25 protein-coding genes and 3 tRNA genes are annotated in these 24,819 nt (G+C 63.0%); 9 read left to right on the top strand and 19 right to left on the bottom strand.

All coding sequences use genetic code 11. The annotated features are described in order from the left end of the window. Positions 1-24: 24 nt before the first annotated feature. The 16 genes from HN018_RS02890 to HN018_RS02815 all read right to left on the bottom strand — a co-directional run bounded on the left by HN018_RS02890 (position 25) and on the right by HN018_RS02815 (position 13,399). Complete coding sequence (locus tag HN018_RS02890; RefSeq protein WP_171836463.1) at positions 25-534, bottom strand: hypothetical protein; 510 nt, start codon at positions 532-534, stop codon at positions 25-27. Next, the gene (locus HN018_RS02885) at positions 531-2,474 is read right to left on the bottom strand and encodes a phage tail tip lysozyme (protein WP_171836464.1); all 1,944 of its coding nucleotides are present in this window, start codon (positions 2,472-2,474) and stop codon (positions 531-533) included. Before HN018_RS02885 ends, HN018_RS02890 begins: the two co-directional genes overlap by 4 nt. Positions 2,475-2,477: 3 nt before the next feature. Then, complete coding sequence (locus HN018_RS02880) at positions 2,478-2,945, bottom strand: hypothetical protein (RefSeq protein ID WP_171836465.1); 468 nt, start codon at positions 2,943-2,945, stop codon at positions 2,478-2,480. Then, positions 2,945-3,781 carry a hypothetical protein gene (locus HN018_RS02875; RefSeq protein ID WP_171836466.1) on the bottom strand — a complete coding sequence of 279 codons (837 nt, stop codon included), beginning with the start codon at positions 3,779-3,781 and terminating at the stop codon, positions 2,945-2,947. Before HN018_RS02875 ends, HN018_RS02880 begins: the two co-directional genes overlap by 1 nt. Positions 3,782-3,932: 151 nt before the next feature. Beyond that, on the bottom strand, positions 3,933-5,414 hold the full coding sequence (locus HN018_RS02870) for a hypothetical protein (protein ID WP_204259643.1): 1,482 nt from the start codon (positions 5,412-5,414) through the stop codon (positions 3,933-3,935). Next, positions 5,411-5,644, bottom strand: a complete 234-nt coding sequence (locus tag HN018_RS02865) for a hypothetical protein (RefSeq protein WP_171836467.1) — start codon at positions 5,642-5,644, stop codon at positions 5,411-5,413. The genes HN018_RS02870 and HN018_RS02865 overlap by 4 nt, the downstream gene beginning before the upstream one ends. Then, the gene (locus HN018_RS02860; protein ID WP_171836468.1) at positions 5,644-6,369 is read right to left on the bottom strand and encodes a hypothetical protein; all 726 of its coding nucleotides are present in this window, start codon (positions 6,367-6,369) and stop codon (positions 5,644-5,646) included. The genes HN018_RS02865 and HN018_RS02860 overlap by 1 nt, the downstream gene beginning before the upstream one ends. A 3-nt stretch (positions 6,370-6,372) precedes the next feature. After that, positions 6,373-6,756 carry a hypothetical protein gene (locus HN018_RS02855; RefSeq protein WP_172443423.1) on the bottom strand — a complete coding sequence of 128 codons (384 nt, stop codon included), beginning with the start codon at positions 6,754-6,756 and terminating at the stop codon, positions 6,373-6,375. Continuing rightward, a complete protein-coding gene (locus tag HN018_RS02850) occupies positions 6,753-7,112 on the bottom strand; it encodes a hypothetical protein (protein WP_171836470.1) in 360 nt (119 codons plus the stop codon). The genes HN018_RS02855 and HN018_RS02850 overlap by 4 nt, the downstream gene beginning before the upstream one ends. 647 nt (positions 7,113-7,759) lie before the next feature. Continuing rightward, positions 7,760-8,551 (bottom strand): primase-helicase family protein, encoded by a 792-nt coding sequence (locus HN018_RS02845; RefSeq protein WP_239479238.1) that lies wholly within the window; start codon positions 8,549-8,551, stop codon positions 7,760-7,762. Between the two features lie 25 nt (positions 8,552-8,576). Continuing rightward, on the bottom strand, positions 8,577-10,133 hold the full coding sequence (locus HN018_RS02840) for a bifunctional DNA primase/polymerase (RefSeq protein ID WP_171836472.1): 1,557 nt from the start codon (positions 10,131-10,133) through the stop codon (positions 8,577-8,579). Further along, complete coding sequence (locus HN018_RS02835; RefSeq protein WP_171836473.1) at positions 10,130-10,294, bottom strand: hypothetical protein; 165 nt, start codon at positions 10,292-10,294, stop codon at positions 10,130-10,132. The genes HN018_RS02840 and HN018_RS02835 overlap by 4 nt, the downstream gene beginning before the upstream one ends. Positions 10,295-10,764: 470 nt before the next feature. After that, entirely contained in the window at positions 10,765-10,956 is a 192-nt protein-coding gene (locus HN018_RS02830; RefSeq protein WP_171836474.1) for an excisionase, read from the bottom strand. Between the two features lie 91 nt (positions 10,957-11,047). Further along, on the bottom strand, positions 11,048-11,836 hold the full coding sequence (locus HN018_RS02825) for a hypothetical protein (protein ID WP_171836475.1): 789 nt from the start codon (positions 11,834-11,836) through the stop codon (positions 11,048-11,050). Next, the gene (locus HN018_RS02820) at positions 11,833-13,035 is read right to left on the bottom strand and encodes a tyrosine-type recombinase/integrase (RefSeq protein WP_171836476.1); all 1,203 of its coding nucleotides are present in this window, start codon (positions 13,033-13,035) and stop codon (positions 11,833-11,835) included. Before HN018_RS02820 ends, HN018_RS02825 begins: the two co-directional genes overlap by 4 nt. A gap of 290 nt (positions 13,036-13,325) precedes the next feature. Further along, positions 13,326-13,399: transfer RNA gene (locus HN018_RS02815), tRNA-Gly, on the bottom strand. Between the two features lie 206 nt (positions 13,400-13,605). Between HN018_RS02815 and HN018_RS02810 the strand changes: the two genes are divergently transcribed. The 3 genes from HN018_RS02810 (at position 13,606) to nusG (ending at position 14,534) form a co-directional block, all read left to right on the top strand. Continuing rightward, positions 13,606-13,682: transfer RNA gene (locus HN018_RS02810), tRNA-Trp, on the top strand. Between the two features lie 89 nt (positions 13,683-13,771). After that, positions 13,772-13,966 carry a preprotein translocase subunit SecE gene (gene secE / locus HN018_RS02805; RefSeq protein ID WP_171836477.1) on the top strand — a complete coding sequence of 65 codons (195 nt, stop codon included), beginning with the start codon at positions 13,772-13,774 and terminating at the stop codon, positions 13,964-13,966. Between the two features lie 37 nt (positions 13,967-14,003). Next, positions 14,004-14,534, top strand: a complete 531-nt coding sequence (gene nusG, locus HN018_RS02800; RefSeq protein WP_171836478.1) for a transcription termination/antitermination protein NusG — start codon at positions 14,004-14,006, stop codon at positions 14,532-14,534. Between the two features lie 35 nt (positions 14,535-14,569). On the opposite strand, the gene HN018_RS02795 is transcribed toward nusG, so the two are convergent. The 3 genes from HN018_RS02795 to HN018_RS02785 are packed head-to-tail and all read right to left on the bottom strand — an operon-like array spanning position 14,570 to position 18,485. Continuing rightward, entirely contained in the window at positions 14,570-15,247 is a 678-nt protein-coding gene (locus tag HN018_RS02795; RefSeq protein ID WP_171836479.1) for a PqiC family protein, read from the bottom strand. After that, on the bottom strand, positions 15,244-16,956 hold the full coding sequence (locus HN018_RS02790; protein WP_171836480.1) for a PqiB family protein: 1,713 nt from the start codon (positions 16,954-16,956) through the stop codon (positions 15,244-15,246). The genes HN018_RS02795 and HN018_RS02790 overlap by 4 nt, the downstream gene beginning before the upstream one ends. Next, positions 16,953-18,485, bottom strand: a complete 1,533-nt coding sequence (locus HN018_RS02785; RefSeq protein ID WP_171836481.1) for a paraquat-inducible protein A — start codon at positions 18,483-18,485, stop codon at positions 16,953-16,955. The genes HN018_RS02790 and HN018_RS02785 overlap by 4 nt, the downstream gene beginning before the upstream one ends. Before the next feature lie 138 nt (positions 18,486-18,623). Here HN018_RS02785 and HN018_RS02780 point away from each other — a divergent pair. From HN018_RS02780 to HN018_RS02755, 6 genes are all read left to right on the top strand, one after another. Continuing rightward, positions 18,624-18,698 (top strand) — tRNA-Thr (locus HN018_RS02780). A gap of 165 nt (positions 18,699-18,863) precedes the next feature. Continuing rightward, positions 18,864-19,475: a TetR/AcrR family transcriptional regulator gene (locus HN018_RS02775; RefSeq protein ID WP_171836482.1), complete on the top strand. Its 612-nt coding sequence runs from the start codon at positions 18,864-18,866 to the stop codon at positions 19,473-19,475. A gap of 98 nt (positions 19,476-19,573) precedes the next feature. After that, entirely contained in the window at positions 19,574-20,254 is a 681-nt protein-coding gene (locus tag HN018_RS02770; protein WP_171836483.1) for a type 1 glutamine amidotransferase domain-containing protein, read from the top strand. Between the two features lie 598 nt (positions 20,255-20,852). Next, complete coding sequence (locus HN018_RS02765) at positions 20,853-21,329, top strand: (2Fe-2S)-binding protein (protein ID WP_171836484.1); 477 nt, start codon at positions 20,853-20,855, stop codon at positions 21,327-21,329. After that, positions 21,326-23,506: a xanthine dehydrogenase family protein molybdopterin-binding subunit gene (locus HN018_RS02760; protein WP_171836485.1), complete on the top strand. Its 2,181-nt coding sequence runs from the start codon at positions 21,326-21,328 to the stop codon at positions 23,504-23,506. The genes HN018_RS02765 and HN018_RS02760 overlap by 4 nt, the downstream gene beginning before the upstream one ends. A 6-nt stretch (positions 23,507-23,512) precedes the next feature. Further along, positions 23,513-24,709, top strand: coding sequence for a cytochrome c (locus tag HN018_RS02755; RefSeq protein ID WP_171836500.1), 1,197 nt, complete (start codon positions 23,513-23,515; stop codon positions 24,707-24,709). Positions 24,710-24,819: the final 110 nt, after the last annotated feature.

Here is a 24,819-nt window from a genome sequence, read left to right as displayed (position 1 = left end):
CGTGGTGGCTCGCGTTAAGCTGGGTCACCGCTTCCGAACATAAATCACCCACCCGCCCCGGTCCCGGAGGACATGCCGCACCGCGTTCCGGAGCTCACCCGACCGGAGCAGCGGCGTCTCACCCTGGAAGCCTTTGCGCTTCCGTGCAGCCAGCGTGGCCGCAGCTAGGGGCGGATCGATCCCGTCGGTAATCCGCTCCTTGATGGAGCCCTCGGCGGCGAAGCCGGCCGCCGTGAGCCCCGCCTGGACGCCGGCACTGTCGCCATTGATCGCCGCCCGGCCGGCCTTGCCCAGGGCGACCGCGATTTGATCTTTTACCGCCTCGATGCCTGGTCGCATGAACGGCCGAGCTGGAATGTTGGCCTCGGGCGCGCCGTTGTCCTGGATATAGGCGATCGCCGCGTTCGTCAGCTTGGAGCCGTCTTCGCGGGGCGCCTCGCCTGCCGGGAAGCCGACCAGCACCTCCGTTGTCGCCAGCTGCCGGACGGCCGCCAGCAACGCCTTGCTGCCCGACTTGCCGATCTCGAGCGTCATCGCGACAGCGGCCCCATGTTCCGGACGATGGATTCCATCGCCACATCCTGATGCCGCAACACGCTCTTACCCACCGCGTCGGGGCTTTGGGCGCCGCTGATGTGGAACGTGTTGGTCTGATTGACGCGGGGCGAACCACCGACGTTGGTGCTGCTGATGCCGGCGCCGGCACGCAGCCGGTTATCCGCATTCAGTGAGTTCGCGATCCGGTTATCGAAGCCGACCATGCCGGGATGCTCACCGGACCGCTCAATATCCGAGGCAAAGCGCCCCGTCGCCGACTTGAGATCGCCCGCGCCGAAGAAGCCCTTGGCGTGGTTCCGCTCGTTACCGTACATGACTTCCCACGCCGCCGCCTTGATCTGGTCGGCATAGCCTGCGGTTCGTACGTCGATCCCGGTCTGCGCCTTGATCGCGTCGGCGCGGCTGTCGTCCCATTGCTCGATGCCGTAGTGGTGGCCATTGCGCGCGCCGGGGTTGAGGCTGCTTTCCTGCTCGAAGTTGCCCAGCATGGCCAGCGCGTGGTTGCGGTCTAGGCCGAGGCTGGTGAGCAGGCTGAAGCCGGATGCCTCGTTCCGGGCTGTCTGGCCGCTGACGAACGCGCCGCCTGATGCGCGGCTTTCGGCGTTCCCGAGCGTGCCGAGGGCTGACATGTCGTCCTGTGTCGAAGCGGTCTCGCGGGCGCCGATGGCGGCAAGATGAGCTCGAGCAGAGGCCCAGCGGCCGTGGAGACTGTCAGTGGCGGCCTGCATCAGGTCGGCCACATCCGCCATGCTGTTTGTCAGCGTCTTGGCGAATTCATGGCCGAGGAAGCTCATCAGGGGCGCGAGATACCCTCGGATGTTTGGCCACATGTCCTTGAAGGCGCCCTCGATCTTCCCGATGCTGTCGAGCAGCGAGTTGATCCCAGGCTCCCATACGGCCCAATCAATTAAGCTTTTGCCGCCTGCCTTGAATGTCTTGTAGTCGTCGTACAGTGCAACAAGTGCGACGCCGAGGGCCACGATGCGACCGAGCGGGGACGCCAGGAAGCCTTTGTTGAGAAGCCGCCAGGCACCTAACAGCAGGATGATGGCTTCGGTCCACTGACGAGTGCCACGGTCGAGATGGCTGAACCAATCTACGAGCCGGTCGATCAGTTCTGCTGATCGGGCCACCAGCTGCATCAGAGCCCAGCCCATCGCCGTGACAAACTTGCTTGCAGCGACGATCGCAGCGGAGATCCTCCCGAAATTGTCGACCAGCAACTTGCGCAGGCGTTCGATATCGCCGCCGACACCTCGGAAGAGCGAGATTGCAACCTTGTCGCGTAGCACCTGCAGAGCGGCACCAAGGCTCCGCAGCTGCTGCATGAAGAGTGCGCCACCGCGGGCGGCCTGTTCCGAGTTCACGCCGGCTGCTGCGTACATCTGCTTCAGCTGCGCAGAGAACACGCCTGTATCTCTCATCAGCGCTTGAAGCGTGACGGGATCAATCCCCAGGACTGACGCATAAGCCTGCGATCGATACGTCGGCATTGTTTTCAATGCCCCGGCGAAGTCCCGCAGGATTTGCGTGGTGTCTCGAAGCCCGCCGCGCGCGTCACGGGTTTGAACACCAAGCCGAGCGAAAAAGCCTTCGCTGCCCGGGCTACTGCGTAGGAAGTTGCCCATGCTTTCGAGCGCAGCCTTCGCGCTCGTGGCGGATCCGCCGACCTGGGACAAGCCATAAGCGAAGGCTTGGATATTGCCGACGGAGGCTTGAACCCGGCCGGATTGGTAGTAGAGCGCCTCATATGCGCTTGCCACCTTGGTAATGGTGGCGACTAGGCCGGTTAGTGCTGCACCTGCTGCAAGTGCCGCGACCTTCCCTCGAGCCAGCGTTTCCGTGAACTCGCGCTCACTGGCGCCGTCGACCGCGAAGCCAAGTCGGACGAGATATGATTCTAGGGTCTGATCCATGACTCAGGCTTTCCTCTGCAAGACAGCAACCGTCGGGCACCACGGCGTCACTAACCATTCCCAGTCCGAGACCCGTTCCGGACCGCACTCGATCAGTAGGACCGGTCCCGCTTCTATCGCCAGCGTGACGGCAGCGAGGTATTGTTCAGCATCGGCAGTATCGCTGTGGATCAAGCACGCAACTGGCTCGTACGTGTGCAGGCTGTTCGCGATCGGCCATGCTGCCGGGCCAGGTGATCCTTCAGCATCAGGCAGTGCCACATCGCTTAGGATCGCCAAGCACTTGCGATGCCGCTTCAGGATGTGCCTGGGCAGTTTTGTATCAGGTCGGTGCAGGTAGGTCAGATCGACTTTGCCAGCAGTGGCGGCATAGAGCGCTGGCAGCGATGGAGCCGCGGTAGCGATCGCAGCCTGCACCAGCTCGTCGATATGCGGCTTGTGCGTCAGGATGCGGCGGCCGAGCGCGATCATTAGACGAGAACCGCGCCGCCGAATGCGACTAGGCTAGGAGCCACAACTGCAAGACTAGAACCGCTCGTGAAGTCGTAATTGCAGAGACTTTGTGCGTAGGAATTCTGCAGGCTGTACTTATAGACCCGCATATCGGGTAGCGTATTGAGTGATATACCCGTCGAGCCGAGGGCGCCATTGAGAGGGCCAGCAAGGTAAAGGTTGTTGGCGCTTGATGGATAGCCTCCTTGCAATTCAACGTAAGGCCCGGCACCAAGCATATTGTTTTGTTCAAAGGTTCCGGAGTCATAGGGCGTCGTTCTTGGAGGTAGCGGAACCGGAACTCCAATTTGAACGAAGGTTGCGCCCGCGTCTGGCGAGGTGAAGAACACGACGCATGGGGAAGTGCTTGCGCCTGGATAGTTACCTGATCCACCGTAAGCGTTCACGTAGACCCGGAGAAAAAGTCCATCGGGACTAGAGTTGAAGGTCGGGATTTGGACTGTAGAGGTAACGGACATAGCCCAAGGGTTCCACACCGTCGGGTTTGGCCAGCAGTCTTGGAGCCACTGCTCCTTTGTCAAAGCGTAGAAGTTCTTCACGCCGAACGTCGCTCGGCCCTCTGGGTCAATCCCGATGAACCAGTCTTCAGTCTGAAACAATGACTGTGCCAGAGCCGGTATAATGGCTGTCTCGCCCACGGACGCCGGGATATAGGTCGATGCGGAGAAATATATCCTGGCATCAAGGTTCTGTAGAGCGCCATCATTAGAACCGAACGGGATCAGGGTCTTGCTGATCCTTTCGTAGGTTCCGCTGCTCGGGTATGGCAGCGACAGATAATGGGCGATGGTCATGTGCACACGCTCCGTTGGTTGCCCGCCGCGGCGCCAGGAGCGCACCCGCGGGCTCTCGACCGATAATTTGTGAAGGCTCTGGTCGAGTTACCTTCCTCCAGCCCTACGGCACTGAAGCTCGTGCCCGACCGCATATGACTGCCGGGAATATTCATGCGAACCGCCTGCCGGCTCGGGTCGGCGTCGGTCGGCTGCCCTGGCGAGAGCGGGCACGCGCCAGCATATCGTCAGAGATAATCATCGGGCCGCGCTCACTGAGCGTTAGCACCAGGGCACCAGCAGCGGAATTGATGATATCGTCCGATCCAATGCGCGCTGGATGGTCCACCACATCACGACCACCGCCACGCGATGACCGACGCTCCAAAGCACAAAGCTCGGAAATCATCTTCGGGTGGTCAAGAAGCCGGGTTTTTCCGGAATTCAGCATCGGCAGAAAATCGATGTAGATTTCCGAGCGGCTCCTCTCGGATGGGATGTACTTTATGCCCTGCTTCTCGAACATTTCCGCAGTAATGCCGCCTGCATATCGATCGCCGCAGACGCTCGTGATCCCGTATTGCTTTAAGGTGTCGCAGTACTCGGCGACGACGGCTTGCGGACTGAATGGCGGCTTGCGAGCCCGCACCAGGTCGAGGACCGCGACGTCCTGCTCTCGATGGCCTATGGCGCACGTGAACTGGTCAGAGCCGGAGCCCGAGGATGCGTCGACAAACCCAGTGTATCGCACGCCGGGCAGCCGTGGCAGCTCATGCCGGCCAACCTCGACGCACGCCTCTGCCGCCTCCCGGCTGACGTAGGATTCGAGGTCCGATCGGAATTCCGCCCCATGTTCTGCAGCAGCCGAAGCCGGATCCCGCTCATAGGCCTTGTCGATCACCCGCTGCGCAATAGTCGAGTTGAGCTCGCGCGTTGTTCCGCGGAACACGAGCACATCGCCATCGTCGCGGCCGTAGTAATCCCGGAAGGTTTCCCAGAGGACGCCGGCTTTGGCGTACGGGCTAGACGCCAGCAACAGCATCGAGCCAGGGATGCTCGCCAAGCCGGGGCGGATGGCCTGGAGGATCTCGACATCCGGATTTGCGCTCGTCTCATCTGTGCGGAGGAACGCGATTTCGTCGACCAGAACAGCTGCGAAGCTATATCCACGTGTGGCGCGGAGCGAGGCGGTCGTGATTTCGAGCACAACCTGATTGTGCAGGACGATGCTGTCCGCGGTCTGGTCTTTGATCAGCGCCTTCATTGAGGGGATCGCCTCAATCATCCCAAGCGCGTATCGGAAAATCGAGCGACTCTGTTTCCGGTCAGCGGCAATGACAGCAATCGTCGCGGCCTCGCCCGGAGCCAGATGGGGCGCGTAGTTACGGAAGCAAGCGAGATACACCGCGATCAGAGCGAGTATCCGACTCTTGCCCCCACGCCTTCCGACGATGGTCGCCGCTTCCTCGAATGGCACGATGGGCGCTGTCACGCGGCCGGTGTGGTGCTGGTAAAGCGCGAGGGCGTCGTCATCCATTGGCAGCGCAAAGAGGGCAGCCAGGAACGATTCCCATGCCGCCCATGTGCCACCCTTGAAGAACGGGCCGAGCCCGTCCGGGTGCCGCATCACATCGAGGATGGAGAAATGGCTCAATAGCCTGCCTGACCGGACGACCAGCGCATCTGCAAAAGTGCCGCCGCCTGCGCGTAGGTGGCGGTGTCTGCCATGCCCAGCATGAACGCGCAGTCGACGGGCAGACGGAGCTGGCAATTCGCTACCGCCTGAGCTCGGGCAGGGAGACCACCACCGGGACCGCCGCCCAGGATGGCAGCGCAGAATGCGGACCGGTCAGACGGCTGCGAGGTGTCGGAAGAGCCCGACATCAGGGTGCTCCGATCGCGGTGACGCTCGGCAGCGGTGCCGTCGCATCGCCTTCAAGAGCCTCAAGAGCGGCACGCCACGGGGCTGCCGCGTCGGTGCGATCGGTGAGGGCACGCCAGCTCGAGGGAGGCGAATTGAGCCGCTCATGGGCGATGCGGACCGCTTCGTCGGCCGGCTGGCCGTGATACATGCCGACGCGGTCCGACACGGCGAAGGCGCCCGTCGCGACGAGGAAGTTCAGCAACTGCCCGTGCCGCGAGAGCTCTTGCTGCAGCCGACCGACCTCAGCAGCAACCGCTAGCGCTGCGGAGGCCCCGTCTGCCTGCAGCACCGCGACGGCAGCGCGCTTGAGGTTGGTCGTCGACATGTAGTCGGACAGGCCTTCGAGCTCTGTTTGCGCCGCTGCCTGCGCCACCTCGGCTGCTGCCAGGTTGTCGAGTGCGTCGGTCAAGTCATCACGGGCCTGTCGGACCGTGCGAGGCGCTTCAGATGCCTCGCCCTTGGCGGTCGCGATCAAGAAGCGGCCTGCAGCGGCTTGTGCTTCCAGAACACCATCCTCAGCCAGCGAGACCGCGCGACGGGCGAGAGCAATGCCGCTTGTCGCCGAGGACGCCATGTTCGCAACAGCCTCGCGTGTCGCGGCGTGCGCCCGGTGATTGGCGATTGCCTCGGCCAGCGCAGCCCGCTCCGGCGAAAGGGGGGTGGGCTTTCGTGCAAGCAGTGCCATGGCTCAGCCCAACCGGCCTGCATTCGGGAAGCGCGTGGCGCGAGTGGCGATCTGTGCACTGGTGGATGCGCGCGGGAGGCGACGCAGGCTTCCGTCAGCAGCGAGGGCAGGCGCGGCGGCTTGCTCGGCCGGCATCTGCATGCCGCACATCTCGACGAACTCCCGAAGCTGGTCGGGGGTCGGTTTGAAGTTGTCAGTCAGGAATGCAAGCAGCTGCACGAAAAGGTCCTGGTCCATTGTGGTTACCTTCGGTTTTGGGGTGGAATCTTTGGTGATGGGTTCGACACGGAACCAGGCGGCATCGAACGCGAGTCCAAGCTTGGCTTGCGCTCTGCAGCGCCGACCCATTGCTTCATCGAGCACGACGATCCGATAGCTTTCGGTCATGCGGCGATGCCGCGGGAAGGGGTGAGCCGGGTCATGAGGTCATCGAGGCTCGGGGCCGGCTTGGCTGCGGCCTTTAGCCCTAACTGACGCAGCATCCTGCCCAACGCGCTCGACCAGCTCAGATACTCGCGTGCGTTGCGCTCACTCAAAACACCAGCATCTTCAGCGTCCATTAGTGCGAGGCGCAGGCGCAGCTGCGCCGCCTGGTCAATCAGAATGCGTTCGGTCGCGCTCGGGCTTCCGCCGACGTGCTTTACGAGATCCGCGCGTATGTCGCGGAGCAGTCGCCCCTGGCGCGTGCGGCCATCGAGTTTCGCCAGTGCAACGGCAGAAGAATGCGGTCCGATCCTACGCATATACGGACTATAATTCGTGTGTATCTGGACTTCAATAATATAGTCCGATGTTTTACTCGGACAGTAGCGTATGACTGCGAACTACAGAGAATAACAGCGGACACTGTCGGGCGGTCATGACACAGAAAAAAGTTTGTTCGACGGAGCACGCGTCCGCCGAAAGTGTAGGCTGCGTCTGGCTGCGGGGAGCATGCACCGGATAGCACACGCGTCAGCCCACATTATCGGACGCACGGCTCTGCGATCGTCGGTTCAGGTTTTGTTGGAAGTATTCGCAGCGTGGCCGGATTTTCTTCTGGCGCTGGTTATTTGGCCTACGTCTTTCCAAATAACGGTATAACGCCCCGATATGTCAGGGTGTCAGGGTTACGTTCGGTCAGGGGTTGGAACCCTGCCGCGATATTCCACTGCAATTTCAATATGCTGCCAGGGTAGGCAGGGTTGTCAGGGTTATTTGAAAAGGTAGAAGAATAATCCCTGGGGAGCCACTACGCTCGGCCGAAAATCGGCCTGGGGGAAAAGTTCTGGCGACTTGCGTTTTTCAACCCTGGAAACCCTGGAAACCCTGACGGACGTAGACTGGAACTACATCTTTCCGCGTCAGAGAAGATCGAAGCACCCTGGTCAGGTCTTTAACCCTGACGCGATTAAGCCCCATCCGGGTCGCTCCATTCAATATTCAGGCCTGTTTTCTTGGCGAAATCGGCTCGTGATAGGCTGATCCCGCCAAGCGAATACCCCGGCGGTCGGGGATGCTCGACAGGCTTGGCCTTCCGGGTCGTGCTGCCATAAGCGCTCGTTTCATCGGTCAGGTGTTCCCCGACCGGCGCATAGCTAAGCCGTTTCGCCTTGCCGCCCATCTTCTTCATGAAGCGTCCCAGCATCTCCCGGCTCAGGATCTGCCGCTCTCGCCGATGCTCCGCAAAGTCGAGGTAACTGGCGAACAGGATCTCAGTACTGACCTCTTCGTGCCATGTGCCGAAGACCGCCTCGAGGCCAAGCTTGGAGCGGAAGACGTATCCCCGGTCGAGGCAGTCCTGCCACCATGCTTCGGTCGTCGGCAGGCTCAGCTTCCGCTGCCGCTGCAAGCCCTCAGTGACGGGCACGGCGCGCACGTTGAACCCGGTCAGGTCGAGCGCCAGCAAGTCGTGCAACATGGCTTCATATCCGCCGGCTTCCATCTGTGCGGCGATGGCGCCGAAGTAGGCGTGGTCGTTCTTCATCTTCTCGGACACCTCCAGCACGAAGAAGCGGCGCGCGTCCTGCGAGGCTGGCACCACCCATTCCTCGTTGCTCGCCATCATGACGTGCAAGTAGTTCGGGCTCTGGATCGCGTTCTGGAACTTGGCCTCGACGGTCAGATAGGGTTCGGTGATGAGCGACTTGAGCACACCGACATGCGCCCGATCACCGGCGAAGAACGCCTCGTCGACGAACAGCAGGATGGCGTCGCGCAGGTGGGCGTTAAAATTGCCGACCAGGTGCTTCGAAGTTGCTGACAGCCAGGCCGTGCTGCCCCATGATCTTGAGCAATGCCTTGGCGAGCGTGCCTTTTCCGGTCCCTTCGCCGCCGCGCATGACGATAGCGACCTCGCCCTGCTCTGCCGGGCGCTGCACCATGCGCGCCATCCAGCCCAGCAGGTAGTTGAAGCGCACCCGGTCACCGTCGCAGATGATCGTCAGCATGTGCTTGCGCAGTAGCGACCAGTCGCCGGTTGCCGGGGTGACCGCAAAGCCTTCCCAGAGGTTCAGCACGCCGGCTGGGAGATCCCGGCCCGATGGATCGAAGCGGATCCCGTCGATATACTGGCGGCGGCGATGATGGCGTTGCCAGATGTGAGAGGCTGTCTTGAAGAGCGGCCGACCTTTTTCGTCGACACCGACCTGCACCTGCCGGTTGAGATAGAGCCGGTTCAGATCCTCAAAAGCCAAGCGGTTGAAGTAACGGCGGTGCAGGACCGGATCGAAGTCGGGCTGGTAGATCACCGCCTTGCCGGCTTCATTGACGACCATGTAGCGCGCGTTCATCTCGTCGACAGCTGCTTCGATCGCGTCGGAGCCGGCTTGACTATCCATACCCTGGTGCGGCGTTGGCTCGGGTGGCTCAACATCTTCTTGGTCGTGCTCGGCCTCTCCAAACGGAGGCGGTTCCTCACCCGCGTTGCCGTCGGATGAGCTGACTGCTGTTGGGCGTCCTGGCAACGGCCGGTCCTCGAGCTCGAATGGCCGTGCCTTGCCCGTCTCCAAGCCCCATTTCGCCGTTTGCTCGGCCGCGCGCCGATCCTTGGCACTGTCGGGCAACGCATCCATCAGCCACGTGAGCGCATCGCTGTCGCTGAAATCGCCGAGGTGCTGCAAGCCGCCAAGGCAGATTGCTTGGTTGCGCAGCGTGTAGTGCTTCGCGCCGTCGGGAGCCTGCCGCACCTTGCCGAGCGCGATGCCGATCAGCTTCTCGATCCGCTTCGATGACACGAATATCGGCGCAATCTGCGCCGATATTGCCCGGGGCCGCTCGACGACCGGCGCCGGCAGCACCAACTCAAGCAACCACGTCGGCCAGTGCACCGGGTCTGCGTCGCTGACGATCCGGTAGCCTGGCGACGGCGGCATGATGATGTATCCGCCGGATCCGCGGACGTCGACACCGGGTGCGATCTCGCTTGCCGAGTTTCGTACACCCGGCGCATGGAGAAACACGAGATGCCGGCCGCCGCTCTGCGTCTCGTGGACTCTGGTTTCTGGCATACGATGCGCGTTAGCATCCTCAAACGCCTTGGCACCGTGTCGGTAGTCCAGGTCAAGCACGTCCCAGCCAGACACCTCGCCTGTCGGAACGCCGATCAGTCTGGCGTTGTGGCGTCCGAACATCCGCTCAATCTCTGCGTGGTCACGCGACGCGTCATGGAAGCCCCGACCACCTTCCTTCTTGCCGATCGCCGGTTTCTTATTCGCGCCGCACGGAAACACGGCCAGCCCGAGTTCGAGGGCACTGGTGATCAGCGGTATCCCGATCGCGTTCATGCATACCCCGCTGCATGCTGCGAGTTGATCACGATCGGCCTAGCATCAGGCCAGATCCGTCTCATCGCCTCCATGGCCTTGGCGTGAATGTCATCGGGCTCAACCGCGCAGCGCTGGCCAGCTTCGTCCTGGATGCCTTGGATGTCGGAGGTCCAGCTCATACCCGGCCTCTCCAATCGCGTCTTACCGCATCGGCTCGCTCCCGCATTTTTTGAGCGGTCAACTTCAAGCCATTCCGCTCGATCTGCTTGGCGATCCGATCCAGCTCGGCCGCCACCCACGGCAGTCTGGGCAATGGCAGCGGATATAAGTGGAACCCGTGCAACGGCGGGCGAGGAAGCGCACTCATGGTATCGCCTCCTGCATTGCCGCAAGCGCTGCAGTCAGGTTCCGGTGCAGGGTCGGCAGCCGGTTCGGCAGCACGAGCGCACAACGTGGCTCACCGTCGAGGTTGGGCATCTGAGGCAGTAAGAAGACGCACGCCTCCTGGCGCGGTCTATGAGCAGTATTTGTGTGCACGTCGGGCAACTTTCATGTTGCTCCGGACCGATGGCGCCACTATCTTCCTGCTTGCGAGGGCGTTGGAAGACATGTTTGGCAGCCTGCCTCGGTCACGGGGCGGGCTGTTTCTTCAGGCGGCTTTCGGTTCGGCGAGTCTCTCGAGGCTGGCGTAGCGAACCATGGTGCGATCTCCGAGCTTTACGGTCTCGACCGCGCCGGCCTTCACCAATGCCCAGAACTTAGTGTTCCGAACGCCGAGCAAGTGCTGAGCGGTCTGGCAGTTGACGAGCAGCGGCTTCGGGTCAGGTGTGTTGGTCTGCATTTGTTTGTCCTCGTTCGTTAAGAACTGAGGTGGAGGATGGCGCGAGCTCTGCGGGGAAAAAATCCCTGGGCGATTTCTTTGTTCAGAAAAGCTAATCGATTAGGGTGGCCGATTTAGCCGCAGCCATCGTCGAATTCGATTTTCGGCCTCCAGATTTGAGCGTTTCGCGGCCTGTCTCTTCAGCAGCCTCGCCCCATGCCTCGTCGTAAACCGGGTTGGACACAGCAAAGCCAAGCTTTGCTTCCACATGCGGGCGGGCGAACTCTTTCCCAGCTTCGACGACAGCGTTCTTTGCGGTCATATTCCTAGCCAGCAAAGCTTTGCATTGAGCTCGCTTTCGCGGCAGCGCCATTGACGGTAAAGAATAGGTTTCGGGAGATACGTCGCCCGATTGATCGACTTTCTCGACTATTTTCTGTTGTTCAAACCAATGCGGCACGTCTCCCACCCATTTTGCAAACACCTTGTCGGTCAGGAAGACCCGAGTGAAGCCGTCAAACGGCATCGGAGACAAAATTGCCCGGCCGCCAGCGTCTGTTCGCCAAAACTCCTGCGGAACCGGATCCAGCCGTCCATCAGCTCGTTGCCCAACAGACGTGATATGTCCTTCAGCTAAGCAAAAGCGAAGCTGGTCTCGAACAACTCCGATTACCCAACTTGCAGCTGCTTCATCTTCATTGGATGTCCTTGCGGCATCATCTTCGAGATCAAGCGTCGCGAAGTCTCTTAGCTGGTCGAACCCCTCTCTCCACCATTCACCAGAGCCAGATAGGACGGCGCGGATATCGATCGCCGGGCGAATGATTTCGGCAGCTCGGGCGAGCGCTTCCCGGAGGGCGATATGTCCTTGCGGTACGTAAACCGCTGGTTGGTCGCTCATGACGCCGCCCTCATCGGCACAACATCGCCGGTCATCCGCGCCGGCCGTGCGCAGAACGCCTCCCACTCGCTCAGCAGCTGCCTGCGCTTATCGAACAGGTCGCTGCGCCGATACGCCGCCTCGACCCTGTCGCGGAGGGTATGGGCCAGCGCGGCCTCGGCGACCTCTCGTGGGTAGTTGGTCGACTCGGCCGCCCAGTCGCGGAACGTCGATCGGAAGCCGTGCACGGTGATGTGACCGTGGCCAAGCCGGCGCAGGGTCATGATCAACGCCATCTGAGACAACCCGGTCGCGACTCGGGCCCCTGGAAAGACGAACGATGCGTCGGACGTCCGGAACGGCGTGACCTGTTCCAGCAGCTCGATCGCCCGGCCGGACAGGGGAACGCGATGCTCCTGCCCTGCCTTCATCCGCTCGGCCGGGATCGTCCAGCTTCCGGCGTTGACGTCGATCTCCGACCATCGGGCTCCAATCGTCTCGCCTGTTCTCGCAGCGGTCAGGATGGTGAACTCGAGAGCCCAGGCAGAGACGGCCTCGGCAGAGCGTACCTTCTCCATGAACGAACCCATCTCTAGCCAAGGCAGGGCCGCGTGGTGCTTCACCTTGGCCACCTTGCTCCGTTTCGGGAGCAGGTTCTCAAGGTGGCCTTTCCATCGTGCAGGGTTTTCCCCTGCCCGCCATCCCCGTGCCTTGGCATAGTCGAGGATGCTCTCGATCCGACCGCGGACCCGGGTAGCGGTCTCAGGCTTCTCCTGCCAAAGCCCATCCAGGATGCGCATCACGAGGCCGGTGTCGATCTGGTCGACCGGCTTGTCGCCGAGGACCGGGTAGCAGAGGTTCTTGAGCGTCGCGCCCCATTGGTAGCGATGCTTCTCGTTCCGCCAGCCGGCCTCGTGCGCAGCGATATAGCGCTCGGCCACCTGCTGGAACGTGAAGACCGCCTGCACCTCCAGCTTAGCGACCTTGGCAGCCTTCCGATGGTCGATAGGGTCTATTCCCTTGAAGACCAGCTTGCGCGCTTCTAGCCCCGCCTCACGGGCCTCGGCGAGCGTGACAAGCTCAACCGGTCCGAGCCCCATTTGGCGGGCTCGTCCTTCGAACTTGTAGCGGAGCAACCAGGACCGGTGGTGAGCGTCCCGGACCTGCAACCACAAGCCGTTACCGTCTCCATAGCGCCCCGGCAGGGTCAGCTTTTTCATCGAAAAGTTGTTCAGCTTTGGCAACGACCGCCCTTCCGTCCTTCGAACGGATCCGGCCCGCACGCCAGCCCACACCGAGGGTCCGGACGCTTCCGGATTGGTGCGAACGGAGGCGACCGTAACCCCGTTGCAATCGCTCTGTTTTACCAGATTTGACGGATGGGTGCGAACTGTGGCGAGTATGGTTGCAGGTGAAACCCCTTCCACCATCCCGGATCGCCGCAATCTGCCGCTGACCAGCATGGCAAAGCCCAGCCACATTCGATTCATGATCTGATGGAAGCCGGCGATGGAGCGGGCGGAGGGAATCGAACCCTCCTCGGTAGCTTGGAAGGCTACTGCATTACCACTATGCTACGCCCGCCTGGCGCTCGCGTGCTGCGATCTGTTAGCGCCTTCGGACCGGGGTCGGCAAGTCCCGGCGCGCTCGAGAGCGCGCGACCATGGTTCGATCGCCGGCTCTTGACTTCTCGGTCGCCACGCCTTCTTTACGCCCACTGCGCCGGGTTCACCGTGCGGAAGATCAGGGGCCGAAATGTCTCTGGTCGGACGTGATGGCGGCGGCGCTGCAGGGGTGTAGCTCAATTGGCTAGAGCGCCGGTCTCCAAAACCGGAGGTTGCGGGTTCGAGACCCTCCGCCCCTGCCAGCCGCCTGCCAGCTTGGTGTAAGCGGGGTCGGTTAAGACGAAGTCGGTGCCGCTTTCGGCTCGGCCAGTCGGTTTCAAAAAGGTGCGGCGTGGCTGTCAGTCCTGCAAAGTTCGTGCGCGAGGTACGCTCCGAGGTGACCAAGGTCACCTGGCCGACGCGACGCACCACGTTGATCACCACCGGCCTCGTGGTAGCGATGGCAGCGTTGACGGCGATTTTCTTCTTTGTCGTCGACCAGGTCATCGGGTTGGGCGTCAGGTCATTGTTCGGCCTCGGCAGCTGACCCGGTCGGCCGGAAATTGGAGTTCTAGGAAGCGGTCATGACGAAGCGCTGGTACGTCGTCCACGTCTATTCGGGCTTCGAGAAGAAGATCGCCCAGCAGATCAAGGAGCAGGCCCTGCAGAAGGGCTTGGCCGATCACATTGACGAGGTGCTCGTCCCGTCTGAGGACGTCGTCGAAGTCAGGCGCGGCCAGAAGGTCAACTCCGAGCGAAAGTTCTTCCCCGGCTATGTACTGGTGAAGATGGAACTGACCGACGATGCCTGGCATCTGGTCAAGGACACCCCCAAGGTGACCGGCTTCCTCGGCAGCAAGACCCGTCCGACCCCGATCTCGGATTCCGAGGCGGACCGGATCATGAAACAGACCCAGGAAGGTGTGGAGCGCCCGCGCCCGTCCATCCTGTTCGAAATCGGCGAGCAGGTCCGGGTGGCCGATGGCCCGTTCACCAGTTTCAACGGCACCGTCGAGGACGTCGACGAGGAGAAGGGCCGCCTGAAGGTCAGTGTCTCGATCTTCGGACGATCCACCCCGGTCGACCTCGAATACAGCCAGGTCGAAAAGGTCTAGGACACCGCTGACAGCGACCCGGCCGGGTCGCTGATCTAGCTGCCCGGGGGCGCCAGCGGCGTCTGCCCCGACGATTGCGGCGCGACCGGCACCGGACCGATCGCCCGTGCTTCCCGTGCAGCCTCATCCGCCACCTGACCCAGCAACTGGCTCAACGAAGCCGCAAGCTGCGCTATGGCAGGCCCATCCGGCGTCGCGACGACGTGGATCACCCGTGCGGACGATGGCCCGCTATCCGATCGCTGGACCGACAGGGTCGCGGTGACTTCGGCGCGACCATCATGGTCTTCCGCGAACTGCGAGATATCGAGCTCGACCGTGGCCTGCGCCTCGGTCGAGATCGCGCCGGTCTGGGTGAAGACGTTGCTGCCCGGCAGACGCTGCTGCAGATCGAGCGCCAGCGTCCGCCCAATCATGTCCGCGAGCGGCTCGCCCCAGGCGGCATCGTCGGCAAGCTTCAGCTTGTACCCGCGATCGTTGCGCACGATGTAGTCACGGTCGAGATACGCCGCGATGGTCGGCGAGCGCACCTTGACCGTCAGCGGCCCACCCGGCTGAGCCACGCCGGGCCATGGGCTGAGCGTGTAGTAGCTCGGCTCGGACGAGCCGCATCCGGCCAGCAACAGCGCTCCCAGGGTTCCGATCACCGCGACCAGCCGCGTCCCGCTCCTGCCTGCCCGATAGCCGGTGTCGGTCATTGATGACTGCCTCATGGTTTGCCTCGGCCAAGCAGCAGCGAGGAGGGGTGGCGACTGAGGTAATCGACCAGCAGGCGGATCGACCGCGCGGTCTCGTTCAGCTGGTCGAGCGTCTGCTGCAGGCTCCGGTGGAAATCGGAATTGCCGCCATAGGAAGCCAGCACGGAGTTGGCATGGCTGACTGCCTGCTGCAGGTCGTTCGAAATGCCTGGCAGCTTCTGCATCAGCGGCGTCAGCCCCTGGTCCGCGTGCTGCGCCAGATCCTGAACGTGCTTCAACGTTCCGGTCAGCTGCTGCAGGGCCTGCTTCAGTTCCGGCCCGTTAACCGTGCTGTCGGTGTGAGCCAGCAGGTTGTTCAGGTTGTCGCCGATCTGCTCGAGCGGCATCGCGGCGATCTTGCTGGCGACCGTCGAGAGCGAGTCCACGATCCCGTTGAAGCCGCCGGATTTGCTCGGGAGGATGATCGCGCGGCCCTCCATCATGATCTTCTCGGGCTTGGCATTCGGCACGAAACCGAACGAGATCACGGTCGATCCGGTCAGAAGATTGCCGCTATCGGTTTCCGCACGTAGCCCACGGTTCACCAGGGCCTGGGTCACGTCCACCATCGAGCCGTGACTGATCTCGTCGTCGGTGAACACGCGCTCCGGCTGGATCTCCATTTCCACCCGCACCTGCGCGTTGCCGGTCTGAGGATCGAGCTGCAGCTTCACATGGGTCACGTTGCCGACCTGAAGGCCGAACATGTTGACCGGGCTTCCGGGTGTCAGGCCTTTCACCGAGCTCTTGAAGTAGCTGACCATGGTCAGCCTTTCGCGGTAGCCGGCGGTATCGGCATCTTCCTGGCTGTCATAAAGCTTGAACACCGCCTTGTCGGGCGCCTCGGCCACTTCCTTGTCCCGCCGTTGCTCCGGCAGTCCGAAGGCGACACCGCCGGACAGCACCGCCTGCAACGACTCGAACTGGATGTGCAGTCCGCCACCGGAGAAGTCCGCCCGGATGCCGGAGACGTTCCAGAACCGGGTATCGTTGCGAAGATAATGGTCGAACGGCTCGCGCACGAACACCTGGACCGGGATCAGCCCGCGTCCGCCCGGCGGCATGGTGTACCCGAGCACCTCCCCGACCACGACATCGCGGAAGAAGACCGGCGCACCCTGGCTGATCGAGCCGATGCTTCCGGTGGTGAGGGTATAGGTCCGGCCCGGCTCGTCCGAGCGAACGCCCGGCGGTGATTCGAGACCCTTGAAATGGTCCTGCGGTTTGCCGCCGGGCATCCCGGGATCGACCGCGATGTAGGCACCCGAGACCAGTGTATCGAGACCCGAGACGCTGGCACCGCTCAGACGTGGCCGAACCACCCAGAACTGTGCGTTGCTGGTCAGGAACGGTGCCGCCTGTGCGTTCATGCGCACCCCGATCTCGACACGCTTGAGGTCGTTCGAGAGCCGAATGCTCTCTACGGTCCCAAGGGCCACCGCCTTTTCCTTGACCTGCGTCTGGCCGGCGGTCAGCCCGTCCGCGGTCTGGAACTCCAGCGTGATTTCCGGGCCACGCCGAGACAGCGTCTGCCAGCCGAGATAGGCGGCGATCGCCAGTACCACGATCGGGATGAGCCAGATCAGGGAGAATCGCGCCGGCCGAACGGTCGCTTCGGAGACCTGGTCGTCGTGCGTTCCTGACGAAGGGCTCGGCCGGTCCGGCTGTTCATGTTGTCCACTCACGCGCCGACAGACTCCGTTGCGGAGGGGAGGACGGACTGTCGTCCGCCGCCCTGCGTTGTCTTCGGTCCCGTGGCATTCTTTGCCAGCAGGACACCGTTCATGCCGGCTGCATCCCACATCAGGCGCGGGTCGAAGCAGTCGGCGGCGAATATGGTCAGCACGACCACGGAGGCAAACGCGAAGACACCGGGCTCGGCGCTGATGTTGGCAAGCCGGCCGAGATGCACGATCGCCACCAGGATCGATATCATGAACACGTCGATCATCGACCAGCGGCCGATCGCGTCGATGATCCGGAACAGCCGACCCCGATCGATCAGGCGGGTGGCGGACCCACGCCAGGTGCACCAGGCCATCATCGTGAGACCGACGATCTTCAGGACCGGCACGGTGATGCTGGCAAAGAACACTAGAAGTGCCAGTGGCAGCATGTGGGCTTCATACAGCTCGCGCACGCCGGCGAGAATGGTGTGGCCGCCGCCACGGCCAACCTGGATGATGGTCATCACAGGGTACAGATTCGCCGGGATGTAGAGGATCACCGCAGAGCCGGTCAACAGCATGCAGCGGAGCACGCCCTGCGGCTTGCGACGCCGTACCTTCGCCTGGCACCGCGGGCAGTTTCCGAGCACGCGCTCCTGCGGGATGTCGTAATCGGCGGCGCAGACCAGGCCGCACGATGTGCAGCTGACGATCCGTCGCGCCGGCGGCAATACCATTTCGGAAGCATCCACGGTCGAAATGATCACCCGGGTACCATCCGCGCGACGGGCAAAGCGGGCGACCGGCCGCTTGTGCCACACCCGCTCGACATCCAGCGTCGAGTCCGTCGCCGCCATCGTCAGCATCAGGCCCGCCAGCGCATAGACGGCAACGCCGACCTCGATATGGGCGAGGTCGATCAGCTTGGTGTAGGCGACGAACACCCCGAGCATATAGACCTCGATCATCGACCAGGGACGCAGCCGCTCGTAGCGCCGCATCAGTCCGGGCGCCCAGCGCGGCAGCTTCGGACGCGATGCGGCGGTCAGAATCGCGAGCATCAGCCCGATCACGATCGGCGGTATGACGACGGTCGCCAGAAGCACCAGGACGCCTACCGGTCCCCAGCCCTCGCGCCATAGCTCGCCCGGCCCGGTCAGCAGCGAGACCGTCCGGGTGCGGCCGTAGAGGTCGAAGGTGAGCAGGGAGTGGGTGATGGCGACGAAATAGAGGACCGCCGAAGCCAAGCAGAAGGCAAGCGGCGTAGAGACGGGTGGATTGGTCCGGCGTCGGCCGATCTGCCCGTGGCATCGCTTGCAGTCGGCCACTTGGCCCGGCTGAAGACGCGGAACCTGCTGGAAGAAGCCGCAGCTCGGGCACTCCGACAGGCCGTCCAGCACGTGCAGCCGCAGTGAGGGCCGCTTCGTCTTGGCGACGCCGAACTTGAACCCTTTCGGCAGGCGTCGCCCCAGTCCGCGTCGTTTTGGCGCACCCGGAGCCGGGTTGGTTGGCGCGCCGTGAGCGGGCGGAGAGGTGTCGGTCGTCATGCGGTCGTATCGCCTCGAACAGGACAAAGGTCGGCCGCCAGGATGGAGGCCAACCGAAAAGCAGACTGACAACGCAGGACGGAGCGGTGAGGCGGCATGTTGCAGTGGAGCCCAGGGTTTTGTATACGGCGCCAAGCTGCCGACATAGCTCAGGGGTAGAGCAACTGATTCGTAATCAGTAGGTCCTCGGTTCAATTCCGAGTGTCGGCACCAATCAAAACAATGAACTACCGGGCGTTTCCAGTCTCGTCGATCGTCTTGACGGGATCGGGGCCTCGAAGGAGCATCCCGACACGGCTCAAGCCGTCGGGCTATCTACACGCACTAGTCCTCCGTCCTATCCTAGACGACCGGTCTATTCCGTGCTCTACAGCGGTCATGAGCCCACCACCCCTCCTTCAGCAGAACACCGTCGACGTTCGGCAGGGCATCCTGGCAACCGGTCAGCGACTGATGGCCGCCAAGGGCTTTTCCGCTGTCGGCCTCACCGAGATCCTGGTGGCGGCCGGAGTGCCGAAGGGCTCGTTCTACCACTATTTCGGCTCGAAAGACGCGTTCGGCGAAGCCGTGCTCGCCAGCTATTTCGAGAACTACCTGTCCGAGATCGACGAGACGCTCGGCCAGCCTGGACTGACCATGGCGCAACGCCTGATGAACTACTGGCAGCAATGGCAGGACGCGCAATCCTTCCTCGACTGCCAGGGCCGGTGTCTTGCCGTAAAGCTGGGGGCCGAAGTCGCAGACCTGTCCGAAGCCATGCGCCTGACGATGAAGCGGGGCACCTCCGGGATCATCGGTCGCCTGAGTGCGGCGATCGCTACCGGTGTCGCGGAGGGATCGCTATCGATCCAGGGGGATCCCGATGGCGTCGCCCAAAGCCTCTATCAGCTCTGGCTGGGAGCCAGCGTCATGGTCAAGATCGGTCGCGATCGCCAACCGTTTGCGACGGCGCTGACAACGACCCGCCAGATCCTCCATCTTCCTCTGTAATCAGGAAGCTGCATTGCTCGGCGAATTGAGCGACGTGTCCCCTGCCGTTAGCCGACCGGTCTACTCTGTCAATAACTCGCTGCTATAGGAACCATAACATGAAGATCCTGATGGTCCTGACGTCCCACGATCAGCTCGGCGACACCGGGCGCAAGACCGGGTTCTGGCTCGAGGAACTCGCGGCACCCTACTACGTGTTCAAGGATGCCGGCGTGGAGATCGTAATGGCCTCGCCGAAGGGCGGCCAGCCGCCGCTCGATCCCAAAAGCGCCGAACCATCGTTCCAGACCGACCTGACCCGGCGCTTCGAAGCCGACGCGGCAGCCAATGTCCAACTTGCGGCGACGGTGCGCCTCGATAGCGTGTCCCAGGCGGACTTCGACACGGTGTTCTATCCGGGCGGGCACGGTCCGATGTGGGATCTTGCAGAGGACCGGAACTCGATCGCGCTGATCGAATCGTTCCTTGGCGCCGGCAAGCCTGTTGCGCTGGTCTGCCACGCACCCGGCGTCCTCCGTCATGCAAGGACCCCGGACGGCAAGCCCCTGGTCGAGGGCAGGAAGGTCACCGGGTTCACGAATACCGAGGAAGAGGGCGTCGGCCTGACCAAGGTGGTACCCTTCCTGGTCGAGGACGAACTCAAGGCCAAAGGCGGCCTCTACTCCAAAGGTGTGGACTGGGGCTCCTATGTTGTTATCGATGGCCTTCTGATCACTGGTCAGAACCCTGCTTCGTCAGGACCCGCGGCGAAAACGCTGCTGCGGGCGCTTGCCCGATAGACGCCTCGGGAGGCGCGCAGGATCGCGCCTCCACCCGCCACGGCCCTTCATGAAAATCATCATGCCGTTTGCTACGTCTCAGGATAGTGGCGACTCATTCTACAAGAGTTTTGGAGCCAGGAACGCTCAACCGATCGTCTTCCAGCAAAACCTGCATCGCACGAGTATTCGATCGCACCGACGGCGGCTCGGGTATCTTGACATGATGGCTTCGGTGAAGCGGCTGACGAACGAAACTCATGGCTTTGACTGCGATCAAGCCTGATCGAGCCTCAACCGTGATGAAACCTACCTGATCGCTCCCGCTCGCTTCTTCGAGTCGATCCTGCTCTGCCCGAACAGCTTTATCGATTTTGTGGTTTTCTCCTGGTTCACATCGGATTTTTCGCGTGCATACTTTTTTAGATATTTTATTTTCCTGCAGTTCAATGTCACCATCGGAACAATTTAGTTCCGGCGTGTCGTCTCGATCACCATCAAATCTACCAGCTCCGCCAGACCGTAAGCTTCGTCCGGATATAACGATCTCTCAGGTTTGATCTCTGTTATAATTCGCTCTATCGTCTCGATGCCATTCCGATACGGGAACCACTCTGAAATGATTACTGTAACGGTCAATGGCGCTTCCCATCAGGTCGACGTCACGGAAGACATGCCGTTGTTGTGGGTCATCCGGGACGTGATCGGGTTGTCCGGCACCAAGTTCGGCTGCGGCATTGCCCAGTGCGGCGCTTGTACGGTTCACGTCTCAGGCAAACCGGTTCGTTCCTGCCTCTATCCAATCGGACAGGTCGGCGCGCAGCCGGTGACGACCATCGAGGCAATCGGCCAGACGCCGACCGGTGCCAAGGTGCAGCAGGCGTGGCTGGCGTCCGAAGTGGTGCAGTGCGGCTACTGCCAGTCCGGACAGATCATGTCGGCGACTGCGCTGCTGGATGTGACGCCCAGCCCGACGGATGCCGAGATCGACCAGGCGATGTCCGGCAATATCTGTCGCTGCGGCACCTACGTCCGCATCCGGGAGGCGATCCATCAGGCGGCCGAGGCCGGTGCTGCCGTGGGTCAGCCCGGATGAACGCCATGCTGTCGCGCCGGGTCGTCATCCAGACCGGGCTCGCCGCGGGCGGCCTGATGCTCGGCCTGCGCCTGCCCGGTTTCTCCCCCGGCGTTGCCGGGGCGGCCACGACCGTGCCGGCGACAGTCGCGGAGGGTTTCGCGCCGAACGCCTTCATCCGCATCGATCGCCAGGGCCTGGTCACGCTGATCATGCCAAATGCGGAATTCGGACAGGGGATATGGACCTCCGCCTGCATGCTGATCGCCGAGGAACTCGAGGTCGGGCTCGATCAGGTCACGCCGATGGCAGCCCCACCCGATGCCAGCGCCTACACCGACCCGTTGCTGGGCGAGCAGGCGACCGGCGGCTCCGCGTCGATCCGTGGCGACTGGAAGCGCCTGCGTGAAGCGGGCGCGGTCGGCCGCACCTTGCTGATCCAGGCGGCGGCACAGCAGTGGAGCGTCGATCCTGGATCATGCTCGGCATCGCGGGCGGTGGTGACGCATGCGGCGTCCGGCCGGACGCTGGGTTACGGCGCGCTGGTCGATGCGGCCGCACTGCTACCGGTGCCGACGGACGTGCCGATTAAGGAACAGTCTGCGTTCAAGCTGATCGGCACCGCGCCGCGCCGGCTCGACACGCCGCCCAAGGTGGACGGCACCGCCATTTACGGCATCGACGTCAAGATCCCCGGCATGGGCATCGGCACGGTGAGCGCCTGCCCGGTGAAGGGCGGCAAGCTTAAATCGTTCAACGAGGCAGCGGCGCGTGCGGTCAAGGGCGTGCGCGACGTAGTGGCGCTCGACGACGTGATCGCGGTGATCGGCGACCACATGTGGGCGGCCAAGCAGGGACTGCAGGCTGCCGCCGCGCAATGGGACGAGGGGCCGAACGCCGCGACCGGCATGAAGCTGGTGATCGAGCGGCTCGACACGGCCTCCAAGACCGAGGGCGTGGTTGCCAAGGACGAGGGCGATGTAGCGTCGGTCATCGGCGCGTCCGTCAAGAAGCTGGACGTAGTCTATCAGCTGCCGTTCCTGGCGCATGCGCCGATGGAGCCGATCAACACCACGCTGCATGTGCGGCCGGACGGCGCCGACGTCTGGGTCGGCACGCAGGTTCCGGTGCGCGCCCAGGCGACCGTGGCCAAGGAGACCGGCCTGCCGATCGGGACCGTGAAGGTGCACAGCCAGATCATCGGCGGTGCGTTCGGGCGCCGGCTGGACGTGGACAGCATCACGCAGGCGGCGCGGATCGCCCGGCATGTGAGCTATCCGGTCAAGCTGATCTGGACCCGCGAGGAGGACATCCAGCACGATCTGTATCGGCCCTACTATTACGACCGGATCTCGGCCGGGCTGGATGCGGATGGCAAGGTGACCGGATGGTCGCATCGTGTGACCGGCTCGTCGGTGATGGCGCGCTGGGCACCGCCGGGCATGAAGATGGACGGCAAGCTCGATCCGGACGCGGTCGAGGGTGCGACCGAGACGCCCTACCGGTTTCCGGCACAGAAAACCGAATACGTGCGGCACGAGCCGAACGAGGTGACCACGCTGTGGTGGCGGGGCGTCGGCCCGACGCACAACGTGTTCGTGGTCGAGAGCGTGATCGACGAACTTGCCGCCCTGGCCTCGAAGGATCCGGTAGAGTTCCGCCGCGCCCTGTTGCCGGCGGACGATCATCGGACGCGCGCAGTGCTCGATCTTGCGGTCGAGAAATCCGGCTGGGGTTCTGCACTCCCCACCGGCAGCGGACGCGGGGTCGCGCTGCAGGTCGCGTTCGGCACCATCATGGCCACCGTCGCTGAGGTTGTCGTCACCGCGAAGGGCGAGGTGCAGGTCAAGCGCGTCACCGTGGCGCTCGATTGCGGCCCGGTGGTCAATCCCGACACGGTCAAGGCGCAGGTGCAGGGCGGGATCATATTCGGCCTGACCGCGGCACTCTACAACGAGATCACCATCGAAAAAGGTCGTGTCCAGCAATCGAACTTCCATGACTACCGGATGATGCGGATCAACGAGGCACCGGCGATCGACGTGCACATCGTGCACAACCCGACCGGCTCGATCGGCGGCATCGGCGAGACCGGCACGGTCGCCGCGGCACCTGCCCTGGCCAATGCGATCTTCGCCGCCACCGGACGGCGGCTCAGGCGCATCCCGTTCGCGACCGGCCAGCTGAACGAGGCTTAGAGAGTGATGCGTCGCGTACTTCTTCCGCTGCTGGCCCTGCTGGCCGGCGGCGTTCCCGTCGCTCATGCGGCCGAGCAGACCCTGCTCCAGCGTGGCGAATACCTGACCCGGGCCGCCGATTGTGCGGCCTGCCATTCGGCGCCGGGACGGCAGGCCTGGACCGGCGGCCGTGAGTTCGACCTGCCGTTCGGCGTCCTGTTTTCGGCCAACATCACGCCCGACCGCGATGTCGGGATCGGGCGCTATACCGACGACGAGTGGGTGGAGATGCTGCATCATGGCATCGGCCGCGGCGGCAGGCATTTGTATCCGGCCATGCCGTACAACTCGTACACCCTGATGACCCGCGCCGACGCGTTGGCGATCAAGGCCTATCTGTTCTCGCTGCCGCCGATCGACGCGGCCATGCCGGCCAACCGGATGAACTTCCCGTTCAACCAGCGCTGGCTGATGATCGGCTGGAACATGCTGAACAACCCGAACCACCGTTTCCAGCCGGTCGACGGCAAGTCCGATGCCTGGAACCGGGGCGCTTACCTGGTCGAGGCGCTTGGCCACTGCGCGCAGTGCCACACGCTACGCAATTTCATGCAGGGATTGAGCAGCCGCCAGCTCGCCGGCGCGGAACAGGTGGGTTGGCTCGCCTACAACCTCACCAGCGACAAGACCCATGGCATCGGCAGCTGGAGCGACGACCAGCTGGTCCAGTATCTGCACGAAGGCCAGGCACCGGGGCATGGGCCGGCATCCGGACCGATGGCGGAGGCGGTGCAGAACAGCCTCCGCTACATGACGGACGACGACCTGCACGCAATGGTCACCTATCTGCGTGACGTGCCGGCGAGAGCAGACGGACCGGCAGTCGTTCCGGTCTCGTTGCACGCCGACGCATCGACCGACGATGCACTGGGCGCGCATATATTCGCCCAGGCCTGTGCCGGATGCCATCTGCCCGATGGCACCGGCCGGCAATCGTCGTGGGCGGCGCTGAGCGGTGACCATAGTCTCGGCGATCCGGCCGGCACCAATATCGTGCAGACGCTGGAGCATGGGTCGGAACTGCAGACCGACCAGGGTCTGATGTTCATGCACGGCTTCACAGGCGCCTACACCCACGAGGAGCTGGCGGCCTTGTCGAACTACGTCATCAAGCATTTCTCCGGTCGCACCGGAACCGTGACGGCAAAGCAGTTCGAACATTGATGATCCGGCGCGTCGGCGCTCCGGTCATCGACGGCAGCCTGGACGCCGGATAATTCCGATCCTGCCGGAATGACACCGCATCCCGCCATTTGACGCGGCGCGTGCGTGGT

Source organism: Lichenicola cladoniae (assembly GCF_013201075.1).
GTDB classification, from domain to species: Bacteria; Pseudomonadota; Alphaproteobacteria; order Acetobacterales; family Acetobacteraceae; genus Lichenicola; species Lichenicola cladoniae.
This window is presented reverse-complemented; position numbering and strand designations above follow the sequence as displayed.

Excerpts from the sequence above, each read along its gene's own strand:
- HN018_RS02890 (WP_171836463.1), bottom strand. The coding sequence starts at position 534 with ATGACGCTCGAGATCGGCAAGTCGGGCAGCAAGGCGTTGCTGGCGGCC.
- HN018_RS02885 (WP_171836464.1), bottom strand. The coding sequence starts at position 2,474 with ATGGATCAGACCCTAGAATCATATCTCGTCCGACTTGGCTTCGCGGTC.
- HN018_RS02880 (WP_171836465.1), bottom strand. The coding sequence starts at position 2,945 with ATGATCGCGCTCGGCCGCCGCATCCTGACGCACAAGCCGCATATCGAC.
- HN018_RS02875 (WP_171836466.1), bottom strand. The coding sequence starts at position 3,781 with ATGACCATCGCCCATTATCTGTCGCTGCCATACCCGAGCAGCGGAACC.
- HN018_RS02865 (WP_171836467.1), bottom strand. The coding sequence starts at position 5,644 with ATGTCGGGCTCTTCCGACACCTCGCAGCCGTCTGACCGGTCCGCATTC.
- HN018_RS02860 (WP_171836468.1), bottom strand. The coding sequence starts at position 6,369 with ATGGCACTGCTTGCACGAAAGCCCACCCCCCTTTCGCCGGAGCGGGCT.
- HN018_RS02855 (WP_172443423.1), bottom strand. The coding sequence starts at position 6,756 with ATGACCGAAAGCTATCGGATCGTCGTGCTCGATGAAGCAATGGGTCGG.
- HN018_RS02850 (WP_171836470.1), bottom strand. The coding sequence starts at position 7,112 with ATGCGTAGGATCGGACCGCATTCTTCTGCCGTTGCACTGGCGAAACTC.
- HN018_RS02840 (WP_171836472.1), bottom strand. The coding sequence starts at position 10,133 with ATGAACGCGATCGGGATACCGCTGATCACCAGTGCCCTCGAACTCGGG.
- HN018_RS02835 (WP_171836473.1), bottom strand. The coding sequence starts at position 10,294 with ATGAGCTGGACCTCCGACATCCAAGGCATCCAGGACGAAGCTGGCCAG.
- HN018_RS02830 (WP_171836474.1), bottom strand. The coding sequence starts at position 10,956 with ATGCAGACCAACACACCTGACCCGAAGCCGCTGCTCGTCAACTGCCAG.
- HN018_RS02825 (WP_171836475.1), bottom strand. The coding sequence starts at position 11,836 with ATGAGCGACCAACCAGCGGTTTACGTACCGCAAGGACATATCGCCCTC.
- HN018_RS02820 (WP_171836476.1), bottom strand. The coding sequence starts at position 13,035 with ATGAAAAAGCTGACCCTGCCGGGGCGCTATGGAGACGGTAACGGCTTG.
- nusG (WP_171836478.1), top strand. The coding sequence starts at position 14,004 with ATGACGAAGCGCTGGTACGTCGTCCACGTCTATTCGGGCTTCGAGAAG.
- HN018_RS02795 (WP_171836479.1), bottom strand. The coding sequence starts at position 15,247 with ATGAGGCAGTCATCAATGACCGACACCGGCTATCGGGCAGGCAGGAGC.
- HN018_RS02785 (WP_171836481.1), bottom strand. The coding sequence starts at position 18,485 with ATGACGACCGACACCTCTCCGCCCGCTCACGGCGCGCCAACCAACCCG.
- HN018_RS02775 (WP_171836482.1), top strand. The coding sequence starts at position 18,864 with ATGAGCCCACCACCCCTCCTTCAGCAGAACACCGTCGACGTTCGGCAG.
- HN018_RS02770 (WP_171836483.1), top strand. The coding sequence starts at position 19,574 with ATGAAGATCCTGATGGTCCTGACGTCCCACGATCAGCTCGGCGACACC.
- HN018_RS02765 (WP_171836484.1), top strand. The coding sequence starts at position 20,853 with ATGATTACTGTAACGGTCAATGGCGCTTCCCATCAGGTCGACGTCACG.
- HN018_RS02760 (WP_171836485.1), top strand. The coding sequence starts at position 21,326 with ATGAACGCCATGCTGTCGCGCCGGGTCGTCATCCAGACCGGGCTCGCC.
- HN018_RS02755 (WP_171836500.1), top strand. The coding sequence starts at position 23,513 with ATGCGTCGCGTACTTCTTCCGCTGCTGGCCCTGCTGGCCGGCGGCGTT.